Raw genomic sequence first — 19,492 nt, 5'->3', positions numbered from 1 at the left:
ATAAGCATAAATTTATGTAAATGGTTTTTAGAGTATCTTTAACGCCAAAAATAATAAAATATGAATTACTCTAAATTTCTTATATGTTGTTTTATAGCTAGTCTTAGTTTTGGCTGTAAACCTACAGAAACCGTTGCTGTTGAAAAAAATGCTGATTCTGAGAATACCGTATTTTCTGATTATACAATCGCTTTTGGATCTTGTGATAATCAAAAGCTAGAAAACAAACTTTGGAAACCCATTTTAGAGCATAATCCTGACGTTTGGATTTGGGGTGGCGACAATGTTTATGCAGATACGGATAACATGGATTTGCTTCGAAAGAATTATAGAACACAATCGCAAACAGAAGGTTATATGACGTTGAAAGCATCTGCCAAGATTTTTGGAACTTGGGATGACCATGACTATGGTTTAAATGATGGAGGCGAAGAGTTTAGTGCTAAAAGTGAGAGTCAAATAGAAATGCTAGATTTCTTAGAGGTTGATGAAAACGATATACGACGAAAAAGAGCAGGTGTTTACCATGCAGAACTCATTAATCTTCCTAAAGGAACGCTAAATATTATTGTTTTAGATACACGTTATTTTAGATCGGGACTTACTGAAGCAAAAGGTTCAAAGAAACGATACCAACCAAACACGTATGGAGAAGGTACTGTTTTAGGAACAGCACAATGGGATTGGTTAAGTAAAGAATTAACCACATCGAAAGCAGATTTTAATATTATAGTAAGTAGTATTCAGTTTTTATCTAGCGAACATGGTTTTGAAACTTGGGGAAATTTTCCGCATGAAGTAGATAAATTAAAGTCCTTAATTGTAGAATCGAATGCCAAAGGTGTTATTTTGCTTTCTGGCGATAGACATATTTCAGAGTTTTCTAAAATTGAAATAGAGGGACTAGATTACCCTTTAATCGATTTTACATCAAGCGGATTAACCCATGCTTATCGTGGTTTTAGTGGAGAACCAAATCCATATAGAGTTGAGAAGGTCGTTTCAGTAGAGAGTTTTGGACTGTTAAAATTTGACTTTGATTCTAAAACAGTGTCTATGGAAATGCGAGGTGAAAACAATGTACTACAACAGAAGATTTTGCAAAAATATTAGTATTGTTTTTCCTTTAAAATATATTACTTTTGCACCTCATTAAAAAAAAATACATGGCAACTAACAGAACATTTACAATGTTAAAGCCAGATGCTGTTGAAAAAGGACACATTGGCGCAATATTAGAAAAAATTTCAGCTTCAGGATTTAGAATCGTAGCAATGAAATTAACACAAATGACTTCAGCAGATGCTGAGGAATTTTATGCAATACATAACGAACGTCCATTTTTTGGAGAGTTAGTAGAATATATGACTCGTGGTCCAATCGTTGCAGCTGTTTTAGAAAAAGAAAATGCAGTTGAAGATTTTAGAACCTTAATTGGTGCAACTAATCCTGCTGATGCAGCAGAAGGTACTATCCGTAAATTATATGCAGCTTCTATTGGAGAAAACGCTGTTCACGGAAGTGATAGTGATGAAAATGCAGCTATTGAAAGCGCTTTCCATTTTGCTGGTAGAGATATGTTTTAAGCTAAAACATGATATTATATTGAAAAAAGACTGTCTTAATTGATGGTCTTTTTTTATTGGTACAATTTAGTTAAAAATTTGCTTTTTAAACATTCTGATGATCTAAACGCCTGTAGGTGTTTAATCTTTTTGTCTTAAAAATAGGCACAGATTAATGCTGTTATAAAACGTTTAACGTTGTTACTCTAATTTGTCAAACCCTATTTTATAGATATTACCAAATCCGTTTAATGGACTATTAGAGAACTCTATTAGCTCCCCAACATTTTCTATTTTCTTATTGTTAAGTGTTTTTCTCTCACTAGTAAAGTAGAGGTTACGTGACTTCCAATCTACAAACGGACAATAATCCAATTTATCAGAATTGATTAACTCTCCTAAGTTCTTAGATTTTGTCCATTTACCTGACTTGTCTTTACGACTTATATACAAATCACCGCCACCATAACCATCAGACCTTCCAAATGAACTAAAAATAATCAAATTTTCTTCTGGATTTATGTAGGCATTAAATTCAAATGATAGTGTGTTTATTTCAGTAGGCAATGGTTTTGGTGATTGAAATTCTCCATCGATAAATTCAGAAATAAAAATATCTTCTTTACCGATTCCATTATCTCTTGTTGCTGTGAAATATAAATTTCCATTATTACTTAAGGAAGGGAAAAACTCATCGTTTCTGCTATTAATAATTGAATCTAATGCAATGGGGTCTGACCAACTATCGTTTATGCGGTCACTATACCAAATATTATAATCGTCTCTTGATTTATCATTGTAAATAGGTCTGTTTGATGCAAAATACAATCTGTTTCCATTGTTGGTATAAAATGGTTCTATATCCTGGTGTTTTCCTGAGAAATTTAGAATTTCAGCCTGTTTCCAATTATCGTTTTCTCGGTTTATGACAACTAAGCATCGTTTATTTTGTTTGTAATCACCCAATGTATAGATAAGCTCATTTCCTTGTGGGGAAATTGCTAAATCTCTTTGATATAATGGTGTTGAAATTACATTTTCTCCAAATAATGTTAAACTGTCTGCTGTTGTATGAATATCTATAGAATTTTCTTTTTCTTGTTTAGTGTTATTCTGACAGTTTATCAATAAAACTGACAATATAAGTGTTGCTAGATTTTTCATTTTTGTTCAATCTTTGTTAATCTCTCCTCCTTACATATGGCTACAGGTTAAAATTGAATTAAGCTGATAATTCATATGCCATATTAGATGTTTTTATAATTCAAAGATAAATGTAATCTTACCTCGACGTATAAATTAGTTGCATTTTTCTTGTTTTCAAAAATAAACGATGCTTTGTCTGGATTCCAAGCTAGACTAAACGTCGTATTCCTAAATTTTAACTCAATTCCTCCATCTATAATCCAAAGTTGTTTTTTAGGAAATTCAAAGTAATTATCATTTACTTAAAATAACTTAATTTCATGTAAATCATTAGATGCAGTAACGGAATGAAATTGTTTTTCGGTAAGGCTTAGGTGCTGTTTTATCTATTGTAGGCGGCTCATAGAATGTAAAGTAAATGCTATTATCGCATTAAGTACAAACCAGCTTTTAATTCAGGTGTGAGTACGCAATACAGTTGTTGCTTCAAATTGTTTACATAGTCTAGCTACAACGTTTAGCATAGAATTTTTAAGTCAAACTCTAATTATACGTTGCAGATAATTTTTGTTTTCTTCCAATAATAAAATATAAAAGCGCTCCTAAAACATTCCCGAGTAAAACCACTAAAACCCATGCAATTTTATTGTTTCCAGAAAATTCATTTTTAAGAATATCAATTAGTGCAATAACCGTTGGTATAATTATAATAAATACAGTAATTAAGATTAAAATTAATTGCCAAGGTCCAATCATTAAAAAGTAGTTCATAGTCTTTTTAGCATTATAGCTAATGTTTAAGTGTGTGGTTAGTTCCGTAGATAAGCAACTAAGTTAGTAAATAAAAACCGAATAGAAAATCCGTGAGGATTTTCGTGAGTAGGCTAGAATTAGCAATAAATTATAAACGGTGTTGGCAACAGTTTTTATTATTCAGATTACAGTATGTCGTTTAAATCTTGTCTTCCGATAATTGCCATTATTTCAATAACGTCATTATTTATTTTATAGTAAATACTATCTGTTCCGCAAACACATCTTCTGTAGTCTTTTTTTATATAATCAACCGACTCGAATGAAAAAGGCCTTTGGGAAATAATTTCAAAATATTCAAAGAATGATTCAAAATATTTATCCGCTTGAGTCATTCCAAATTTTTTAACTCCATAGTGATGAATTCGGATTAAGTCCTTTTTAGCTTCGTTACTTAATCGATATTTAGCCATTCAATAAAGTTTTTGATTGAGCTAAAATTTCATTTTTCGATTCGCTTGTAAATCCGCTATTTTCAGCTTTTTCCAATTTAGTTCGAACCCAATCAATTTCGACTTGTTGTTTTCTCGCTTGTCTAATTAAATCGTTTACTAATTCGCTTTTGCTTGAATATTCTTTTCCATTGACTTGTGCTTTCAGCCATTCGTCGTTAGGTTCTGTAAATGATATACTTTGTCTTGACATAATTTTATTGTTTGGTGTAAATATACATCAATTACGAATCACTTCCAAATTGTTGCCAACTAGTAATACAGTGTCTTTTACAACCGATATCCTATATTAATCTCTGTATAACAGGAGTTTTAGTTACTAGTTGTAAAAAATTAAAATTACGGAATAAATTCAATTTATTTAGACGTAACCTTACGTATGCATTACTCTTTTAGCTTCCGTTTTGCCACAAAGGTACCATTGGGCTGAATAAATTTTACCTCATTAATACTTTTGTCGTCACTTTCTATGAATTCAATTTTAAAGCCTTCGAGTGTTTTAAAATTAAACTTATGTGTTGCGGTTGGGATAAGCGCATATTCGGGTTGTCCTTTAATAAAAACATAGAGTACGTTTTCGTCTTTAATGTAGGCATTAATTTCTGTTCCCATTAAATCATAATCGCCAACATATTGCTCTAAAGTTTCAGCATCTACCGCAATGGTGTTTGGTGTGCGTTTAAAAGCTATAGGATCTAATAAACCTTCAAGTTCTATGCCTCCATAATCTATGTCGCCAGCTACATTGGTGCTAAAGGTTATTTTAGTTGAATGACCAATCGCTGTGGTATCTACTTTTCCGTTTTTTACATCAATAAACTCAAAGGTGTCATAATGATAATGGTTTAAATATTGTTTTATGCCATTGAGTTCAGTAAATAAGGAATCGTTTTCTGACTTAATTTCAAAAGTACCGTAACCATTATGCTTATAAGAGCCAGTATAGTCTAATTGCGTATGTGATGGAGTTGTGTTTTTTACATTAGAAATCTCTATATCATCTTTAGCGTCTTCCTGCATTTTTAATGCTTTTTCAGTGTCTTCTTTATGTTTTTTTGCCCATTCGGTTTTCGCTTCGTTTAGCATATAATCTGCTGCGATATTTCTAATTAATCTTGGTACAGCAGAACCATTCTGATTGGCTAAAACCACAATACCCAAACTATCTGATGGAAATAAAGCCACGCTCGCTGAAAATCCGTCAATATTTCCGCCGTGTTCTACCATGTAATGGCCTTTATAAGAATGTAAAAACCAACCGTAACCGTAGTTGGCGAATTGCGCATCTGGTAATTCCTTAGAAGGTAGTCCTGCTGCAACAATCATTTGAGAACTCATAGCCTCTTTTATATAGTTTTCTGGTATAATTTGTTGGTCTTTGTATTTTCCGTCGTTAATCCAAGTCATTAACCAGTGACTCATATCATTAACAGAACTATTAATACTTCCGGCAGGTGACATGCCAGTAATATCGAAGTATGTCATTTTTGTGATATTTCTATCCTTGTCTAATTCGTAACCAAAGGCTGCATTGGTACTTGTTTTCATACCATCTATGGTGGTCTTTGAACGATTCATACCCAAAGGTTTAAAGAATTTGTTCTCAATGTTTTCTTCCCATGTTTTTCCAGTAATTCTTTCCGTAATCACACCTTGAAGCAAAAACCCAAAATTGTTATAATACCATTGTTCGCGAACTCCGGTAAATGGTTCGTGATATTTTACTTTTGCAACCATGCTGTCTTTACTATGGCTCGGGAAAAAATACCAGGAACCGTCGTGTCTTGGCAAACCTGTACTATGACGCATTAAATCTTTTATGGTGATGGTATTATCCATTTCATCATTATAAAATTCTAATTCCGGAATGTATTGTCTCGGACGATCGTCAAAAGTTAATTGGTCTGCCTCTCTGTGTAATCCTAATAGTGCAGAGGTAAATGCTTTTGTTGAGGATCCAATAGCGAAAAGTGTGTTGGCATCTGCAGGAATTTTATTTTCGTAATCTGAATATCCAAACCCTTTGGCATAAATAATTTTGTCGCCTTCTACTATGGCTACAGCAAAACCAGGTGCTTTTGTGCTTTCTAATACAGAATTGAATTGTTTTTCTATGCCTTTTAAACGTTTGTCAGTTTGAGAAAACACTAATGTAGATACCAGTGTTAATGCAACTATAAATAGTCTGTTTTTCATTATTGGTTGGTTTTAAGGTTGATATTTAGCTTATTAGTATAAAAATGTTACTATTTGTTACTGTTTTTTCACTTTTATTTTAAAAAAAAGACAATTCATCATTAGAAAATAACAATTCAGTAAAATCAGTTTTTAAAACCAACACTTGTATTCGATATTTGTATCAAACAAAATCAATTATCATGAATACACTTATAAGAATCATCATTTCGTCTTTAGTAACGTTACTGAGTTTTCAAGCGTCAGCTCAAAATAATTATACCATTACCGTAAAAGTTGAAGGTGCAGAAAGCAATGATGGTAAAATGTTTATTGCACTTTATGATACGGCAACTAATTTTTTGGATAAATCATATAAAGGCGAAGTAAGCGATATCAAAGATAGGTCTTGTACAGTTGTATTTAAAGATATTCCTAAAGGCACTTATGCAGTTTCTATGTTTCATGATGAAAATGATAATGGAAAATTAGACACCAATTTTTTCGGATTTCCATCTGAAGACTATGGCTGTTCTAATGATGCAAGAGGCATTATGGGACCACCAAGATGGAAAGATGCAAAATTTGAATTAAAAGAAAATCAATCAATCACAATACATCTATAATTTTAAAATCTAACACCATGAGAACCTTTTTATTTATCATATTATTTATAACTACAGGAATTGCACAAGCACAAACCAATTTTGAAAAAGGCATGTCCAAAGCTTTTGATTTATGGCAAGCCAATAAAACAGATGAAGCCGAAAATATGTTTGAGCGCATTGCAAAAGCAGAACCCAAACAATGGTTGCCACATTATTATATAGCTCAAATTAACAGTTTAAAAAGCTGGGGAGCAAAAGACGAAACGGTTTTAAAAGCACAGTTAGATAAAGCACAAAAACATATAGATGAAGCAATGCTTATAAGTGAAAACAACGCAGAGCTTTTAGTGATGCAAGCACAGGTATATTCTAATTGGGTAGCTTTTGATGGGATGACCTACGGTATGAAATATAGTGCAAAAATTGCCGAGCTTTATGAAAAAGCGTTAGCCTTAGATCCATCAAATCCACGAGCAGCATTTGGTAAAGCGGAATGGGCTATGGGAAGCGCTAAATATTTTGGAAAAGATACAGCACCTTATTGTAAAGCCATAGAAGCATCCATTGAACTTTTTAATACCTTTAAGCCAAAGAGCAAGCTTCATCCAAATTGGGGAAAAGAACGTGCTGTAGCAGTAGCTAAAGATTGTAAAGCTTAATAACAACTTATATGAAGTCATTAAAAAAAATTAGTCTAACATTCGCCATAGGCTGTGTGGTATTTGTAATTGGGAACCTTTTATCAGATGGTTTTAAATACGATTCCTTTAATGACTTTTTAATTCAATTTGGGTTTTATCAATTATATGCCTTCGTCTTAGGGTATTCTAATATGGCGTTTTTTGATTATATGGAAAGACGAACATGGACCAAAGGTGATTACGTTAAGCGTATCATTATTGGTATTATTGGTAGCACATGTATCACCTTAGTTGGTTTGTTTCTATTACGAGCAGGAACTTCAGTGTTTTATTACGGTTATGACTTTAATGCGTTTGTAGAAAAAGAATCATGGAAAGCCTATTCATTTGGTTTATGGATCACCTTAAGCATTGTGATTGTTTTCCATATTGTTTATTTCTATAATCGCTATCAAAAGAATAAGATAAAAGAACAGAAGGTTATTGCTGGTACAGCAAGTGCTAAGTTCGATGCTTTAAAGAATCAGTTAGATCCGCATTTTTTGTTTAATAGTTTAAATGTGCTCACGAGTTTAATTGAAGAAAATCCAGATAATGCTCAAAAATTTACAACGTCGTTATCTAAAGTCTATCGTTATGTTTTAGAACAGAAAAATAAAGAATTAGTAACCGTTGACGAGGAATTAAACTTTGCCAGAACCTATATGTCGCTTTTAAAAATGCGATTTGAGGATAGCATTATTTTCGAAATTCCCGATAAAGCTTCAAATCCTGAAAGTAAAGTAGTGCCATTGTCACTACAGTTGCTTTTAGAAAATGCGGTAAAACATAATATGGTCACATCGAGTAAACCATTACATGTAAAAATATATGAAGATGGCAATCATTTAGTGGTGATGAATAATCTTCAACCCAAACAAATTGTAAAGAAGAGTAGTGGAGTTGGTTTAGAAAACATAAAGCAACGGTACCAATTACTTTCTAATAAAAAAGTACACATCAATCAACGAGAAAAGGATTTTGCAGTTGCGATTCCTATGCTCACAAAACAAGTATCAATCATGACAACAGTACAAAAATCACAAGAGCGACTTAACGACGATTATGTAAGAGCTCGCAAACGCGTAGAGGAATTAAAAGGTTTTTACTACAGTTTAATTGCATACGTATGCGTCATACCTTTTTTAGTATTTATATGGTATAAGTATTCTTATATGACCATTCAGTGGTTTTGGTTTCCAGCATTTGGTTGGGGTTTAAGTTTAGTTTTTCAGGCGTATAGAGTATTTGTAGATGATGGAGCTTTGGGAGCCAAATGGGAAAAGCGAAAAATTGAAGAGTACATGCGTAAAGAAGAGGAAACAAGACGTTGGAAATAAATTATAAAACTATGGAAGTAAACACATCAAGCTTTAGAAAAGCTAAGAATAAAGTTGAAAAGCTAAAACGTTTTTATACACATTTGGCTGTTTACATGGTAATTAACACAATAATTACAACAGTTAAAGTAATGAGTAATACAAACAGTGGAGAAACATTTGAAGAGGCTTTTTTTAGTTTCTCAACATACGCTTCTTGGATAGTTTGGGGCTTAGTGATTGCGATACATGCGTTTTCAGTATTTGGATTGCCTCGAATTGTAGGTGACGATTGGGAAGAACGAAAGATACAGCAGTTTATGAATGAAGAATTTGAACACAATAAAAAGTAAGAGTTATGGAAAAGTATCATATAGAGTCCTACGAAGATCCTAAGGAAACCACAGATTTTAGAAACGAAGAAGCCTATTTAAGAGCCAAGAAAAAAGTAGATGCTATCGTTGGATTTTACTGGCATTTGGCGGCTTATGTGATTGTGAATTTGTTTCTAATTATACTGATAGGTGTTAATTCTAGTGCAGGATTTTTAAGCTTTGGACCGTATGCAACAGCTCTTTTTTGGGGAATAGGATTGGCATTTCATTTCTTAGGCGTTTTTGGCACCAATTTTCTATTTGGAAAGAAATGGGAAAAGCGAAAAATTGAAGAGTTTATGAAAAAGGAAGAGCAGAATTGGGAATAGGTTTTTATACGTCTTGAAGCATTCAAAATAGCCAGTAAAACATAGAAAATGACTAACGAAGAAAAACAGCAGCTAATAAGAGCTAAGAATAAAGTAAGGAGAATTAAACTTTTTTACATTCACTTGGCATGTTACCTAATCGCTGTAGCACTTCTGTTGTATAATTTATATATTGTTGCAGGTCCTTATAAAAACAACATCATAAGCTTAAATTTAAGTGTTATTGTCGCTTGGACAGTCTTTATTATTATCCACGGATTGAATGTTTTTAAAAACAAAAAATTATTTAAAAAGAGTTGGGAAGATCGTAAAACAGAAGAATTCCTGAAGAACAAAGAAAAAGAAACCACGTTTTGGGAATAAGGTAATTAGTGGTTAATCATAAATTAGAAATATTAAATCAATGAATGTAATTATTATAGAAGACGAAAAACCATCTGCAAGACGGTTACAACGCATGTTAAAAGCTTTAGATATGAATGCTGAAACCATGCTACATTCTGTTGAAGAATCTATTGCATGGTTTCAAAATAACGAGCATCCCGATTTGATTTTTTTAGATATACAATTAAGTGATGGTTTGTCTTTTGAAATCTTTGATGCTATTGATATTAAATCGGCCGTAATTTTTACAACCGCTTACGATGAATATGCCTTACAAGCCTTTAAACTCAATAGTATTGATTATTTATTAAAACCCATTGATGATGAGGATTTAAAAACAGCTGTTCAAAAATACAAAGGAAGAACTCCTCAAAAACAGTCGGTCACTCTAGATTTTAATGATATAAAAAACCTACTAGTCAATCCGATTGAGCGCGAATATAAAAAGCGCTTTTCAGTAAAAGTTGGTCAGCATTTAAAGTTGATTAATATTGAAGATATAGAATGTATCTATAGTGAGAACAAAGGCACGTATGCTGCAACGTCTGAGGGGCGTAATTACCTTTTAGACGCGACTTTAGATGAATTGGAAGCCGAATTAGAACCTGATGTGTTCTTTAGAGTGAGCCGAAAATTCTATGTGAATATCAATGCGATAAAAGATATGGTGAGCTATACCAATTCCCGACTTCAAATAAAACTAAACCGTTTTAATGAGCAGGATATTATTGTGGCTAGAGAACGCGTGAAGGATTTTAAAAACTGGTTAGAATAATATCGGATAGATTCATTTTTGTAGTTATCCGATAAAAAGTGTATCTTTGTGATATGTGGGACGTTAACACAATATATCGCAAAGATTTAGACGCAACATTTAATAGGTTGCTAGACAAGGTTAAGGTTTTAAATGCTGCCAGACCGTTGCCCAATATTGTATTGCAAAATATTAAGGAAGCCCTTCTTATAGAATGGACTTATAATAGTAATAGTATTGAAGGTAATACACTTAGTTTACGTGAAACTCAAATGGTGTTACAAGAGGGTGTTACTATTAAAGGGAAATCTCTTCGAGAGCATTTTGAAGCTAAAAATCATGAAACCGCAATTCATAAGTTTTATGCATTAGTTAGAGATGATTATGTCTTAAATGCTAAAGATATTTTAGAGCTTCATGGTTTGGTTCTGCGTTCTATAGAAGATGATTATGCTGGTCGTTTGCGTAACTCAGGTGTGCGTATTTCTGGTGCTAATTTTGTGCCGCCTAATGCTCGTAAAGTTTCAGAGTATTTAGATTCACTAATAAGTTATATCAATGAAAATCCACAAGGGCTCAATCCTATTGAGTTGGCTACGGTGTTTCATCATAAGTTTGTATGGATTCATCCATTTTTTGATGGTAATGGCCGTACCATTCGGCTTGCTATGAATTTATTATTAATGCGTCATGGTTTTCCACCAGCTATTATTTTAACCAATGATAGCGCTAAGTATTATGCAGCATTAAACCAAGCTAATAATGGTAATTATAGCAAACTGATGTTGCTAATGGCTCAAGCTTGTGAACGGTCGTTAAACATATATATGAGTGCTATTCCAGGTTCTGATAAAGACTATCAGGCTATTTCTAATATTGTTGAAGAACCAGAGGTGCCTTACAGCCAAGAATACGTAAGTTTATTAGCGCGCCAAGGCAAAATTGATGCACATAAAGAAGGTCGTAATTGGTACACAACGAAAGAAGCGGTTCTTAGTTATATTAATGCTAAAGGAAAATAATGATAGGAAGACATAGACATTACATCGTTTTTGTCTTCATTTTTTTATTCTATCACACGCTCTTTATACAATTCAATCGCTTTTAAATAATTTTGAGCACCTTTCAGGCTTAAATCATGAACAAAACCATCTAATTCTGGATGATTATTCTCAATCCACCTGACAAGGGTTTCTACTTCTTTTGCCCAAATGTTCCAGTTCACATTGCTACAATCGAGCTCTTCAATATTTGTTATTTTTCCAGATTGAAATTGAAATTTACGTCGACATATCATGGGATTATTCTTCAGAAATTCAAATTTTGAACAACTTATGGAAATTGTCGCAATAAATTTATTGTTGTTTTGCTCAGTTGAAATCAATTTGTATTCAGGTCTAAAAACAGAATCCCATTGAAATTGCTGATAATACGTCTCAGGTGTGAACACCGTTGTGTAATCGCCAGATATTGTAGTAAGTGTATCTGATATTACATTTTTTATTTGTTCGTAATTAGACGTTTTAAAACCTACGAAATATTCAGTTACAAGTTCAAATTCTGTAGGTTGTTTTTCTGAACAACTTACACATAGTGTGAAAATGAAAAGGTATAAAGTGTATTTCATTGATACATATCTTAAAAAAAACAATAGCTAATACCATACACTTAACTTTCTAACTTCTAAATTGTTTTTTCTTTGCGACTTTGCGTCTTCGCGAGCATTTCTTTTTTTTGTCTAACCTCTATTTCTCAGAATCCTCTATCCGATTATCATCAAAGGCCGATGGCAATAACTTAGGTATAAATTTTATAAACAAGGGTAGAAGTAGCATACCACCTGGTAACATAAATATTGCTAAACTCGGTATAGACTTAAAGATATCTAGGAGTTGTGTTTGAACTTTCTTTTGTTCTTCGTCAGTAAGGCTGCGTTGCGTCGATTGGGTTAATAAGTATAAAGCTTCTTTACTTTCCGATAATTCTTTAATTAAACGTTTACTGTTTCGCTTAATTAGTTTTGAAACCACTTTACTACTATTATTATAAAAACTCTGTGCTAGATTTTTAGAAGTTAAAAACGAAACGTCGTGCTTATGCTCGTCATAAAAGAGGTTAATATCATTTACAGATCGTACTATAACTGTATGATCGACATCTAAATCTATTTTTAGTTGCTCTAAAAAATCGCGTTCCTCTCGGTCTATAACTTTATCTGTCCAAGATGCCATACAGACTAAATCTATAATATAGAACTTCTCTAAAGGTTGATTAATTAAAGCAATAGCGTCATTATAAGTAAAGCTTTCAGCATTTTTATGACGAATAGAGCCTTCAAACAACTTAATAAGGTTTTCATCATATTCAGATTTTTCGGTCTTATTTTCAATTACCGAGAATACAATGGTTTCTAATGCCGATTCAAGATTGGTGACATAGTCTCTAATCTTATTTTCATTTTTTAAAAACCTTTGATACCCTAAAACATCAACAAACAGAAGGGCATTAATTAAAAAATAACTAAAGCTTTTAGAAATAAAATTATCATCAATATGAATTCGTTTATGAATCACTTGTTCTAATAAGTAATCGGGTTTATTGTTACCAAATAACTCTTCAAAAAATGAACGCTTTTGGTCACTGATAGCTTTATAATATCTAATAAGACTGTCTGTAAATTGTTCCTCTGTCGCTTCCTTATTAAAGATGTAGTAAAAGGTAAGCAGTAAATTGGTTTTACAGCGTTCTTCCTCACTAAGTTCAAAGGGTTTAACGATATCTAGTACGACCTTAATATTACTTCCATATATGAAACCAGCATGTTTTAGGTTATTATAAAACACATCATACTCAGTCTCAGAATACATCGTTTCAGAAACTTGATTAAGTAATTTGTTTATCCAGCCATTAGCTGATGGATTCATACGGTACGATTTGAGTAGGCAAAGTTAAATTTTTATCCTGAAAAACCTCAATTTATTTCATTAACAAAATTTTAACAAAACCGCTATTTGTATTTTTTCGTAGGTAGACCAGAGACAATAAAACTAACAAAATCTCAGAAATTATGAAGAAAACAAAAATTTTAATCGCAACAGCAATTTTAGGAATTGGAACATTCGTTGCTATTGCAGCAGATCACATCGATGCTCCGGCTGTACAAGGTGGTACAAGTGATATCACAGACTTTTATGCCTTTATAGGTGAAAACACATCAAATTTGGTATTGGTTGCCAACGTACAAGGACTTTTAACTCCTGGTAATACAGCAGCGGCTTCATTTGATGAACGTGTATTATTGGAGTTTAATATTGATACCGATGGAGACAATGTAGAGGATTTAGTCATCCAAGCCACACCAAGAGATGGTAAAATGTATTTCTTTGGGCCAACGGCTCCAGCGTCAACGGGTTTAAATAGTACAATTCTTTCAACAACAACGAATGCAGGTGTTGTAGATATTACTAATTATGGGGAAACTGCAATGGTTGAAGAATTTGCAGGTATGAAATTTTTTGCAGGACCAAGAGATGATCCTTTCTTTTTCGATTTTAACAAATACACAGAAATTATTGCTGGTGATGCTTCCGGATTTGCAAGTCCGGGTGATGATACGTTTGCAGGGTCTAATGTGTTATCTGTTGTAGTTGAGGTGCCAAAATCTATGATAGGTGGATCAGGTACGATTAATACGTGGGTAGAATCTAAAAGAAAACAATAATTAAAAATAAAGAGTCATTCTGAAAATCTTGAGGTTTTAGGTTGAAGCATATTGCATTCAACACCAAAAGGATTCAAATGATAGTAATTAATACTAAAATTTAAATAACATGAAATTCAATAATATAAAACTATTTGCAGTTGCAATTTTAGCATCAATGACAGCTATGAACTGTAGTAACGACGACGATAATGTAACAGGTCCAACAGGTCCAAACTTTACAGGAACTTATATTCAGGAAGACCAAATGGGACGACCAGCAATTAATACCGTATTTGTAAATGACGGGATGAAAGATGCTTTTAACACGACGATTCCATCAAATATGGGAGCGATGTTCCAAAGTGCGTTTCAAACAAAATTAGAAACGTTGAGTCCTGCATACGATCCTGCAAATCCAGATGATGCTAATGCTTTAGGTTTTACAGCAGCACAATTTACAGGTGTCTTAGCAACTGATGTTCTTACAGTTTCTTTAGATGATCCAACAACATTTTTTGATGGTACAAATATTTTAACTGGTAGAAATTTAACCGATGATGTTATCGATGTAGAATTGATATTAATTTTTGGAGGTGAAGAAGGTTTGTCAAATCCAGAATTCCCTGGGTTAGTAAGTGATAACGTCGCGTCTAATGACAAAGAATTTTTGACGTCTTTTCCTTACTTAGCGTCTCCTTGGTAAGTGATTGATTAGTAAACTAGAATGAGGTCGAAAGATCTCATTTTAGATTATTAATTAAGTACTACTTAGCTATATCAACTAACAAAACTCAAAAAACATATTATGAAACTCAAGATTATACTTCCCATATTCATCGGTTTAATCATGCTTAGCTGTGATTCTAAAATTACAAATGAAGCCGATTATAGCCCATACCTCACCACCCAAATTGACCAAACCCAACTTTTAGAGGATGTCGAATTTTGGACTAATAGAATTGAAAATAGTTCTAGTACGTATTCCTATTTAATCAGTCGTGCAAATGCTAGTACAGACGTGTTTAATGTTACAGGTGACATTGACTATTTAATTAAGGCTGAAGAGGATCTTCTTGAAGCCAACTCCATTGTTAAAGATAGTGATGCAGGACTCTTAAAAAATATAGCTGCAAATTACATTTCACAACACCGTTTTAAAGACGCTTTAGTGCTACTTAAAAAAGCAGAAGCTAATGGTGCAAAACTTAATGGGACAAAAAAAATGCTATTCGATGTACATTTAGAATTAGGAAACTACATCTATGCAGAAGCCTATTTAAAAGACTTAAAGAATACCTCTAGTTTTGATTATCTCATTCGTTTATCAAAATTAGAAGATCATAAAGGCAATTTAGATGGAGCCATTGAAAACATGGAAAAAGCCATGGCCATTGCTGAAGACTCTAACTTAAAAGGTATGAAACTATGGTCATACACTAACATCGCAGACTTTTATGGTCATGCAGGTGACATTGATAAGTCCTATGCTTATTATTTGAAAGCTTTAGAATTAGATCCTGATAATGCTTATGCTAAAAAAGGCATCGCTTGGATTGTGTATTCTCATGAGAAGAATCCAACGGAAGCTTTAAACATCTTAAATCATATTACCTCGTATCACAATACTCCAGATTACGATTTACTAAAAGCAGAGATTGCAGAATTTAATGACGATTTAAAATTGAAAGCAGCTTCATTAACAAATTATCAAGAGGCTGTGAAAAATGAATTGTACGGAGACATGTATAACAACTATAATGTGATGGTGTATTCTGATGATTTATTAATACCAGAACGTGCTTTAGAAATTGCCATGCAAGAAGTTGAAAACAGGCCAACACCACAATCTTATGATTTATTAGCGTGGAGTTATTTTAAGCTAGGTGATATTATAGAAGCGAATCAAATTATTGAAGAATTTGTAGACGGTAAAACCTTTGAGCCAGCTGTATTGTATCATGTCGCTGAAATTTATAAAGCAGCAGGTAAAACGGAGGAAGTTCGGCCACTTAAAGTAGAACTTCTAGCTAGTATCTATGAGTTAGGACCGACTATGGTTGAAAAGATAAAACAGCTATAATTCCTACAAAATAACAGCAGAATATTTATGTTTGTTGTCGCTTAATTTGTAAAATAATTCTCAAAAGAAAACCAATGAAACAGATCAGTATATTAACATTTATAATGAGTTGCTTTGTCTTTACCGTATATGGACAAAACATTAAGGGACATGTTGTTAATGAGTTAAATCAGCCTTTAGAAGCTGCCTATATTTATAATCAAAACTCAGAATCTCATGCGCACACTTCGGAAAATGGAGTCTTTGTAATCACCAATACCAAATTAGGTGATACATTAAGAATCGGGTTATTAGGCTATAAAACGCGGTTTATTCTTTTAGAATCTGCCGATAATTTTCAAATTATTCTTGAAGAAAAAGCGTTTCAGTTAGATGAAATGATGATTACCGAAGAGTTAAATACGGTAAGCACAATTTCGAGATTAGACTTAAATGTGACGCCTGTAAATTCATCACAGGAAGTCCTGCGAAAAGTACCTGGTTTATTTATTGGTCAGCATGCAGGAGGTGGAAAGGCTGAACAGATATTTCTTCGTGGATTTGATATCGATCATGGTACTGATATCTCCCTTTCAGTCGATGGCATGCCAGTGAACATGGTATCTCATGCACATGGTCAAGGCTATAGTGATTTGCATTTTGTAATTCCAGAAACGGTAAATAAAATTGATTTTGGTAAAGGTGGTTATTATGCGCAAGAAGGAGATTTTAATACGGCTGGCTACGTTAATTTTAAAACTAAAGATTACTTAAAAGACAGTGAGATTTCATTTTCGGCAGGTCAGTTTAATAGTTTGCGAACCGTTGGTTTATTCAATTTACTAGAAAACACAACCAACCAAAACGCCTATGTTGCTATGGAATATATTGCTACCGATGGTCCTTATGATTCTCCTCAAAATTTTAACCGCTTAAACCTCTTTGGTAAATACGTGATGTTTTCACCAGAAAATGATAAACTGACGTTGACAGCTTCACATTTTACAAGCCGTTGGGATGCTTCAGGGCAAATTCCACAGCGTGAAGTGGACAATGGAAATATTTCAAGATTTGGAGCTATTGATGATACAGAAGGTGGACAAACAGAACGTACCAATCTTAACGTCACTTTTGACAAGTACATTAATGATCGTACCACGTTGACTTCAAATGCTTTTTATTCACATTATGCATTTGAGTTGTATTCTAATTTTACGTTCTTTTTAGAAGATCCTGTAAATGGAGACCAAATCTTTCAGAAGGAAGATCGACAAATTTTTGGAGCTAATACCGCTATTTCACATACCACATTTTTAGGTGATACAGAATTGAAATTAACAACCGGATTAGGCTTACGACACGATATTGCTGATGATATAGAATTATCTCGAACATTAAATAGACGTACTACGCTTGAAAACATTCAACTTGGTGATATTAATCAAACCAATATTGATGCTTTTGTGAATGCTGAATTCGAGTTTGGAAGATTTAAAGTAGCACCAGCGTTACGTTTAGACTATTTTAAGTTTATGTATAATGATGCGTTACAAACCGATTATCAAACGTTATCAGAAACTAAAACGATTATAAGTCCGAAGTTGAATTTCTATTATAACGCACAAGATAATTTACAGTTGTATTTAAAATCAGGTTTAGGATTTCATTCCAACGATACTAGAGTAGTGGTTGCTAATGGAGGCGAGGATATTTTGCCACGTTCTTATGGAGCTGATTTAGGAACGGTTTGGAAACCCTTTCCAAAATTAGTGGTGAATTCTGCGTTATGGTATTTATTTCTAGAACAAGAATTTGTTTACGTGGGTGATGCAGGTATTGTAGAGCCAAGTGGCAAAACGAGACGTTACGGCTTGGATTTAGGTTTGCGTTATCAGTTAACGGATTGGTTGTTTTTAGATACAGATGCAACACTTACTAATGCGAGAAGTGTTGATGATCCGGAAGGTGAAAACTATATTCCTTTGGCGCCAGACTTTACTTTAGTTGGTGGTTTGTCGGTGGATGATCTTAACGGGTTTTCAGGAGGTTTACGATTTAGATATTTAGATGATAGAGCAGCAAACGAAGATAACTCTATTGTTGCAGAAGGCTATATGGTAACGGATTTTAACGTGAATTACAGTTTACAAAACATCACTTTTGGTATTGCTATAGAAAACCTGTTTGATGTGGATTGGAATGAAACTCAATTCGCAACAGAATCACGATTACAGAATGAAGCACAGTCTGTTGAAGAAATACATTTTACACCTGGTACACCTTTCTTTTTAAAAGGAACGGTTAGTTATAGGTTTTAAAAAGCTTTCAACCACTTAATTTGTGGGGAAGCAGATTAAGTTTAAGTTGATTGGTTGCTAGCAAAAAAGATGAATCTAAGGTTAGGTTTAGATTTATCGTGTCATGAGGTATTCATGATGTTTTTTGAGTTTTTTTGTTAGATAAGACACCTGCTCGAAAGAGTGGGTGTTCTTGTTTTTATAATATATGAATATAAGGTAGCTTAAATGTTAATCTACTTTTAAGTTTATTCAATTTCAAGCAATTGAATATCACCATCGTCTAGATGTTTAAACGTTCCTACAACTATATCTTGGCTTTCTAAAGTTACATTAAGATCATCGCATAAGGTATTACAATCGATATCAATTTGATTTAATAACTGATAACCAGAATCGGTAGTAATAAAAACGTAGTCGTTTAGTTTTAAAATGATCTCAAATTCAGTTTCAGTTGGCACCTCTTGTACTGCGATAACCTCTAGAAGTGTGTATTCGTATGAGCCAGCATCAGCAGCAGGATTGCCGATTTGATCAATTCTTACAGAAATATCATACATATATCCAGGAACATAATCAAATCCATCAATGGTAGTGTAAAGGTTGTTCCAGCCTTCTGTTCCTATGTTATCATCATATTGTACAAGTAATGATAAAACGGGGTCTAAGGCCATCGCAGTATTTTGATAATGATTAACACGCATGGTCGTTATTTTAGAAGACACGATATCATCGTTAGAACAAGCACACAATAAAGCTATGGTTATTAAAAGTAGAAGGTGTTTTTTCATAATGGTGTTGGTTGGTGGCTTTTAAGATAGATGCAAACATGAT

Annotated in this window: 22 protein-coding genes; 14 read left to right on the top strand and 8 right to left on the bottom strand. The window is 33.2% G+C overall.

Annotated elements, in window-relative coordinates; all coding sequences use genetic code 11:
- Nucleotides 1-60 precede the first annotated feature (60 nt).
- Together ITJ86_RS05980 and ITJ86_RS05975 are read left to right on the top strand one after the other, a co-directional pair.
- Complete coding sequence (locus ITJ86_RS05980; RefSeq protein ID WP_195870708.1) at nt 61-1,113, top strand: alkaline phosphatase D family protein; 1,053 nt, start codon at nt 61-63, stop codon at nt 1,111-1,113.
- A 53-nt stretch (nt 1,114-1,166) separates the two neighbouring features.
- Complete coding sequence (locus tag ITJ86_RS05975; RefSeq protein ID WP_195870707.1) at nt 1,167-1,586, top strand: nucleoside-diphosphate kinase; 420 nt, start codon at nt 1,167-1,169, stop codon at nt 1,584-1,586.
- Between the two features lie 180 nt (nt 1,587-1,766).
- On the opposite strand, the gene ITJ86_RS05970 is transcribed toward ITJ86_RS05975, so the two are convergent.
- The 5 genes from ITJ86_RS05970 to ITJ86_RS05950 form a co-directional block, all read right to left on the bottom strand.
- Nucleotides 1,767-2,729 (bottom strand): TolB family protein, encoded by a 963-nt coding sequence (locus tag ITJ86_RS05970; RefSeq protein ID WP_195870706.1) that lies wholly within the window; start codon nt 2,727-2,729, stop codon nt 1,767-1,769.
- Between the two features lie 525 nt (nt 2,730-3,254).
- Nucleotides 3,255-3,482 (bottom strand): PLDc N-terminal domain-containing protein, encoded by a 228-nt coding sequence (locus ITJ86_RS05965; RefSeq protein WP_195870705.1) that lies wholly within the window; start codon nt 3,480-3,482, stop codon nt 3,255-3,257.
- A 167-nt stretch (nt 3,483-3,649) separates the two neighbouring features.
- The gene (locus ITJ86_RS05960) at nt 3,650-3,937 is read right to left on the bottom strand and encodes a type II toxin-antitoxin system RelE/ParE family toxin (protein ID WP_195870704.1); all 288 of its coding nucleotides are present in this window, start codon (nt 3,935-3,937) and stop codon (nt 3,650-3,652) included.
- Nucleotides 3,930-4,169, bottom strand: coding sequence for a ribbon-helix-helix domain-containing protein (locus tag ITJ86_RS05955; RefSeq protein WP_036578964.1), 240 nt, complete (start codon nt 4,167-4,169; stop codon nt 3,930-3,932). Before ITJ86_RS05955 ends, ITJ86_RS05960 begins: the two co-directional genes overlap by 8 nt.
- A gap of 191 nt (nt 4,170-4,360) precedes the next feature.
- Nucleotides 4,361-6,172, bottom strand: coding sequence for a serine hydrolase (locus tag ITJ86_RS05950; protein ID WP_195870703.1), 1,812 nt, complete (start codon nt 6,170-6,172; stop codon nt 4,361-4,363).
- Nucleotides 6,173-6,354: 182 nt separating this feature from the next.
- On the opposite strand from ITJ86_RS05950, the gene ITJ86_RS05945 reads away from it, so the two are divergent.
- The 8 genes from ITJ86_RS05945 to ITJ86_RS05910 are packed head-to-tail and all read left to right on the top strand — an operon-like array spanning nt 6,355 to nt 11,621.
- The gene (locus ITJ86_RS05945; protein ID WP_195870702.1) at nt 6,355-6,777 is read left to right on the top strand and encodes a DUF2141 domain-containing protein; all 423 of its coding nucleotides are present in this window, start codon (nt 6,355-6,357) and stop codon (nt 6,775-6,777) included.
- Nucleotides 6,778-6,794: 17 nt separating this feature from the next.
- Nucleotides 6,795-7,418 (top strand): tetratricopeptide repeat protein, encoded by a 624-nt coding sequence (locus ITJ86_RS05940; protein ID WP_195870701.1) that lies wholly within the window; start codon nt 6,795-6,797, stop codon nt 7,416-7,418.
- 11 nt (nt 7,419-7,429) lie between these two features.
- Nucleotides 7,430-8,779: a histidine kinase gene (locus tag ITJ86_RS05935; RefSeq protein ID WP_195870700.1), complete on the top strand. Its 1,350-nt coding sequence runs from the start codon at nt 7,430-7,432 to the stop codon at nt 8,777-8,779.
- An 11-nt stretch (nt 8,780-8,790) separates the two neighbouring features.
- Nucleotides 8,791-9,111 (top strand): 2TM domain-containing protein, encoded by a 321-nt coding sequence (locus ITJ86_RS05930; RefSeq protein ID WP_195870699.1) that lies wholly within the window; start codon nt 8,791-8,793, stop codon nt 9,109-9,111.
- Between the two features lie 5 nt (nt 9,112-9,116).
- Nucleotides 9,117-9,461, top strand: coding sequence for a 2TM domain-containing protein (locus ITJ86_RS05925; RefSeq protein ID WP_195870698.1), 345 nt, complete (start codon nt 9,117-9,119; stop codon nt 9,459-9,461).
- 48 nt (nt 9,462-9,509) lie between these two features.
- Nucleotides 9,510-9,824, top strand: a complete 315-nt coding sequence (locus tag ITJ86_RS05920; protein WP_195870697.1) for a 2TM domain-containing protein — start codon at nt 9,510-9,512, stop codon at nt 9,822-9,824.
- A 40-nt stretch (nt 9,825-9,864) separates the two neighbouring features.
- Nucleotides 9,865-10,620 carry a LytR/AlgR family response regulator transcription factor gene (locus ITJ86_RS05915; protein WP_195870696.1) on the top strand — a complete coding sequence of 252 codons (756 nt, stop codon included), beginning with the start codon at nt 9,865-9,867 and terminating at the stop codon, nt 10,618-10,620.
- A gap of 53 nt (nt 10,621-10,673) precedes the next feature.
- The gene (locus ITJ86_RS05910) at nt 10,674-11,621 is read left to right on the top strand and encodes a Fic family protein (protein ID WP_195870695.1); all 948 of its coding nucleotides are present in this window, start codon (nt 10,674-10,676) and stop codon (nt 11,619-11,621) included.
- A 44-nt stretch (nt 11,622-11,665) separates the two neighbouring features.
- On the opposite strand, the gene ITJ86_RS05905 is transcribed toward ITJ86_RS05910, so the two are convergent.
- Nucleotides 11,666-12,226: a hypothetical protein gene (locus ITJ86_RS05905; RefSeq protein ID WP_195870694.1), complete on the bottom strand. Its 561-nt coding sequence runs from the start codon at nt 12,224-12,226 to the stop codon at nt 11,666-11,668.
- A gap of 118 nt (nt 12,227-12,344) precedes the next feature.
- Nucleotides 12,345-13,523: an LETM1-related biofilm-associated protein gene (locus tag ITJ86_RS05900; RefSeq protein ID WP_195870693.1), complete on the bottom strand. Its 1,179-nt coding sequence runs from the start codon at nt 13,521-13,523 to the stop codon at nt 12,345-12,347.
- 143 nt (nt 13,524-13,666) lie between these two features.
- Between ITJ86_RS05900 and ITJ86_RS05895 the strand changes: the two genes are divergently transcribed.
- The 4 genes from ITJ86_RS05895 to ITJ86_RS05880 all read left to right on the top strand — a co-directional run bounded on the left by ITJ86_RS05895 (nt 13,667) and on the right by ITJ86_RS05880 (nt 18,679).
- Complete coding sequence (locus ITJ86_RS05895; RefSeq protein ID WP_195870692.1) at nt 13,667-14,320, top strand: DUF4331 family protein; 654 nt, start codon at nt 13,667-13,669, stop codon at nt 14,318-14,320.
- A 109-nt stretch (nt 14,321-14,429) separates the two neighbouring features.
- A complete protein-coding gene (locus tag ITJ86_RS05890; RefSeq protein ID WP_195870691.1) occupies nt 14,430-15,005 on the top strand; it encodes a DUF4331 family protein in 576 nt (191 codons plus the stop codon).
- 102 nt (nt 15,006-15,107) lie between these two features.
- Entirely contained in the window at nt 15,108-16,382 is a 1,275-nt protein-coding gene (locus tag ITJ86_RS05885; protein ID WP_195870690.1) for a tetratricopeptide repeat protein, read from the top strand.
- 74 nt (nt 16,383-16,456) lie between these two features.
- Nucleotides 16,457-18,679, top strand: coding sequence for a TonB-dependent receptor (locus tag ITJ86_RS05880; protein WP_195870689.1), 2,223 nt, complete (start codon nt 16,457-16,459; stop codon nt 18,677-18,679).
- Between the two features lie 227 nt (nt 18,680-18,906).
- On the opposite strand, the gene ITJ86_RS05875 is transcribed toward ITJ86_RS05880, so the two are convergent.
- Entirely contained in the window at nt 18,907-19,449 is a 543-nt protein-coding gene (locus ITJ86_RS05875; protein ID WP_195870688.1) for a DUF4377 domain-containing protein, read from the bottom strand.
- Nucleotides 19,450-19,492 lie beyond the last annotated feature (43 nt).

This window comes from Winogradskyella marina (assembly GCF_015645385.1).
GTDB lineage: Bacteria > Bacteroidota > Bacteroidia > Flavobacteriales > Flavobacteriaceae > Winogradskyella > Winogradskyella marina.
Note: the sequence above shows the minus strand (reverse complement) of the source record. Positions and strands in the feature narration are given on the sequence as shown.

Bases quoted from the DNA above. Each gene is read 5' to 3' on its own strand.
- ITJ86_RS05895 (WP_195870692.1), top strand. From the start codon at position 13,667: ATGAAGAAAACAAAAATTTTAATCGCAACAGCAATTTTAGGAATTGGA.
- ITJ86_RS05955 (WP_036578964.1), bottom strand. From the start codon at position 4,169: ATGTCAAGACAAAGTATATCATTTACAGAACCTAACGACGAATGGCTG.
- ITJ86_RS05925 (WP_195870698.1), top strand. From the start codon at position 9,117: ATGGAAAAGTATCATATAGAGTCCTACGAAGATCCTAAGGAAACCACA.
- ITJ86_RS05975 (WP_195870707.1), top strand. From the start codon at position 1,167: ATGGCAACTAACAGAACATTTACAATGTTAAAGCCAGATGCTGTTGAA.
- ITJ86_RS05930 (WP_195870699.1), top strand. From the start codon at position 8,791: ATGGAAGTAAACACATCAAGCTTTAGAAAAGCTAAGAATAAAGTTGAA.
- ITJ86_RS05900 (WP_195870693.1), bottom strand. From the start codon at position 13,523: ATGAATCCATCAGCTAATGGCTGGATAAACAAATTACTTAATCAAGTT.
- ITJ86_RS05970 (WP_195870706.1), bottom strand. From the start codon at position 2,729: ATGAAAAATCTAGCAACACTTATATTGTCAGTTTTATTGATAAACTGT.
- ITJ86_RS05950 (WP_195870703.1), bottom strand. From the start codon at position 6,172: ATGAAAAACAGACTATTTATAGTTGCATTAACACTGGTATCTACATTA.
- ITJ86_RS05945 (WP_195870702.1), top strand. From the start codon at position 6,355: ATGAATACACTTATAAGAATCATCATTTCGTCTTTAGTAACGTTACTG.
- ITJ86_RS05885 (WP_195870690.1), top strand. From the start codon at position 15,108: ATGAAACTCAAGATTATACTTCCCATATTCATCGGTTTAATCATGCTT.
- ITJ86_RS05915 (WP_195870696.1), top strand. From the start codon at position 9,865: ATGAATGTAATTATTATAGAAGACGAAAAACCATCTGCAAGACGGTTA.
- ITJ86_RS05875 (WP_195870688.1), bottom strand. From the start codon at position 19,449: ATGAAAAAACACCTTCTACTTTTAATAACCATAGCTTTATTGTGTGCT.
- ITJ86_RS05920 (WP_195870697.1), top strand. From the start codon at position 9,510: ATGACTAACGAAGAAAAACAGCAGCTAATAAGAGCTAAGAATAAAGTA.
- ITJ86_RS05940 (WP_195870701.1), top strand. From the start codon at position 6,795: ATGAGAACCTTTTTATTTATCATATTATTTATAACTACAGGAATTGCA.
- ITJ86_RS05935 (WP_195870700.1), top strand. From the start codon at position 7,430: ATGAAGTCATTAAAAAAAATTAGTCTAACATTCGCCATAGGCTGTGTG.
- ITJ86_RS05905 (WP_195870694.1), bottom strand. From the start codon at position 12,226: ATGAAATACACTTTATACCTTTTCATTTTCACACTATGTGTAAGTTGT.
- ITJ86_RS05890 (WP_195870691.1), top strand. From the start codon at position 14,430: ATGAAATTCAATAATATAAAACTATTTGCAGTTGCAATTTTAGCATCA.
- ITJ86_RS05980 (WP_195870708.1), top strand. From the start codon at position 61: ATGAATTACTCTAAATTTCTTATATGTTGTTTTATAGCTAGTCTTAGT.
- ITJ86_RS05880 (WP_195870689.1), top strand. From the start codon at position 16,457: ATGAAACAGATCAGTATATTAACATTTATAATGAGTTGCTTTGTCTTT.
- ITJ86_RS05965 (WP_195870705.1), bottom strand. From the start codon at position 3,482: ATGAACTACTTTTTAATGATTGGACCTTGGCAATTAATTTTAATCTTA.
- ITJ86_RS05910 (WP_195870695.1), top strand. From the start codon at position 10,674: ATGTGGGACGTTAACACAATATATCGCAAAGATTTAGACGCAACATTT.
- ITJ86_RS05960 (WP_195870704.1), bottom strand. From the start codon at position 3,937: ATGGCTAAATATCGATTAAGTAACGAAGCTAAAAAGGACTTAATCCGA.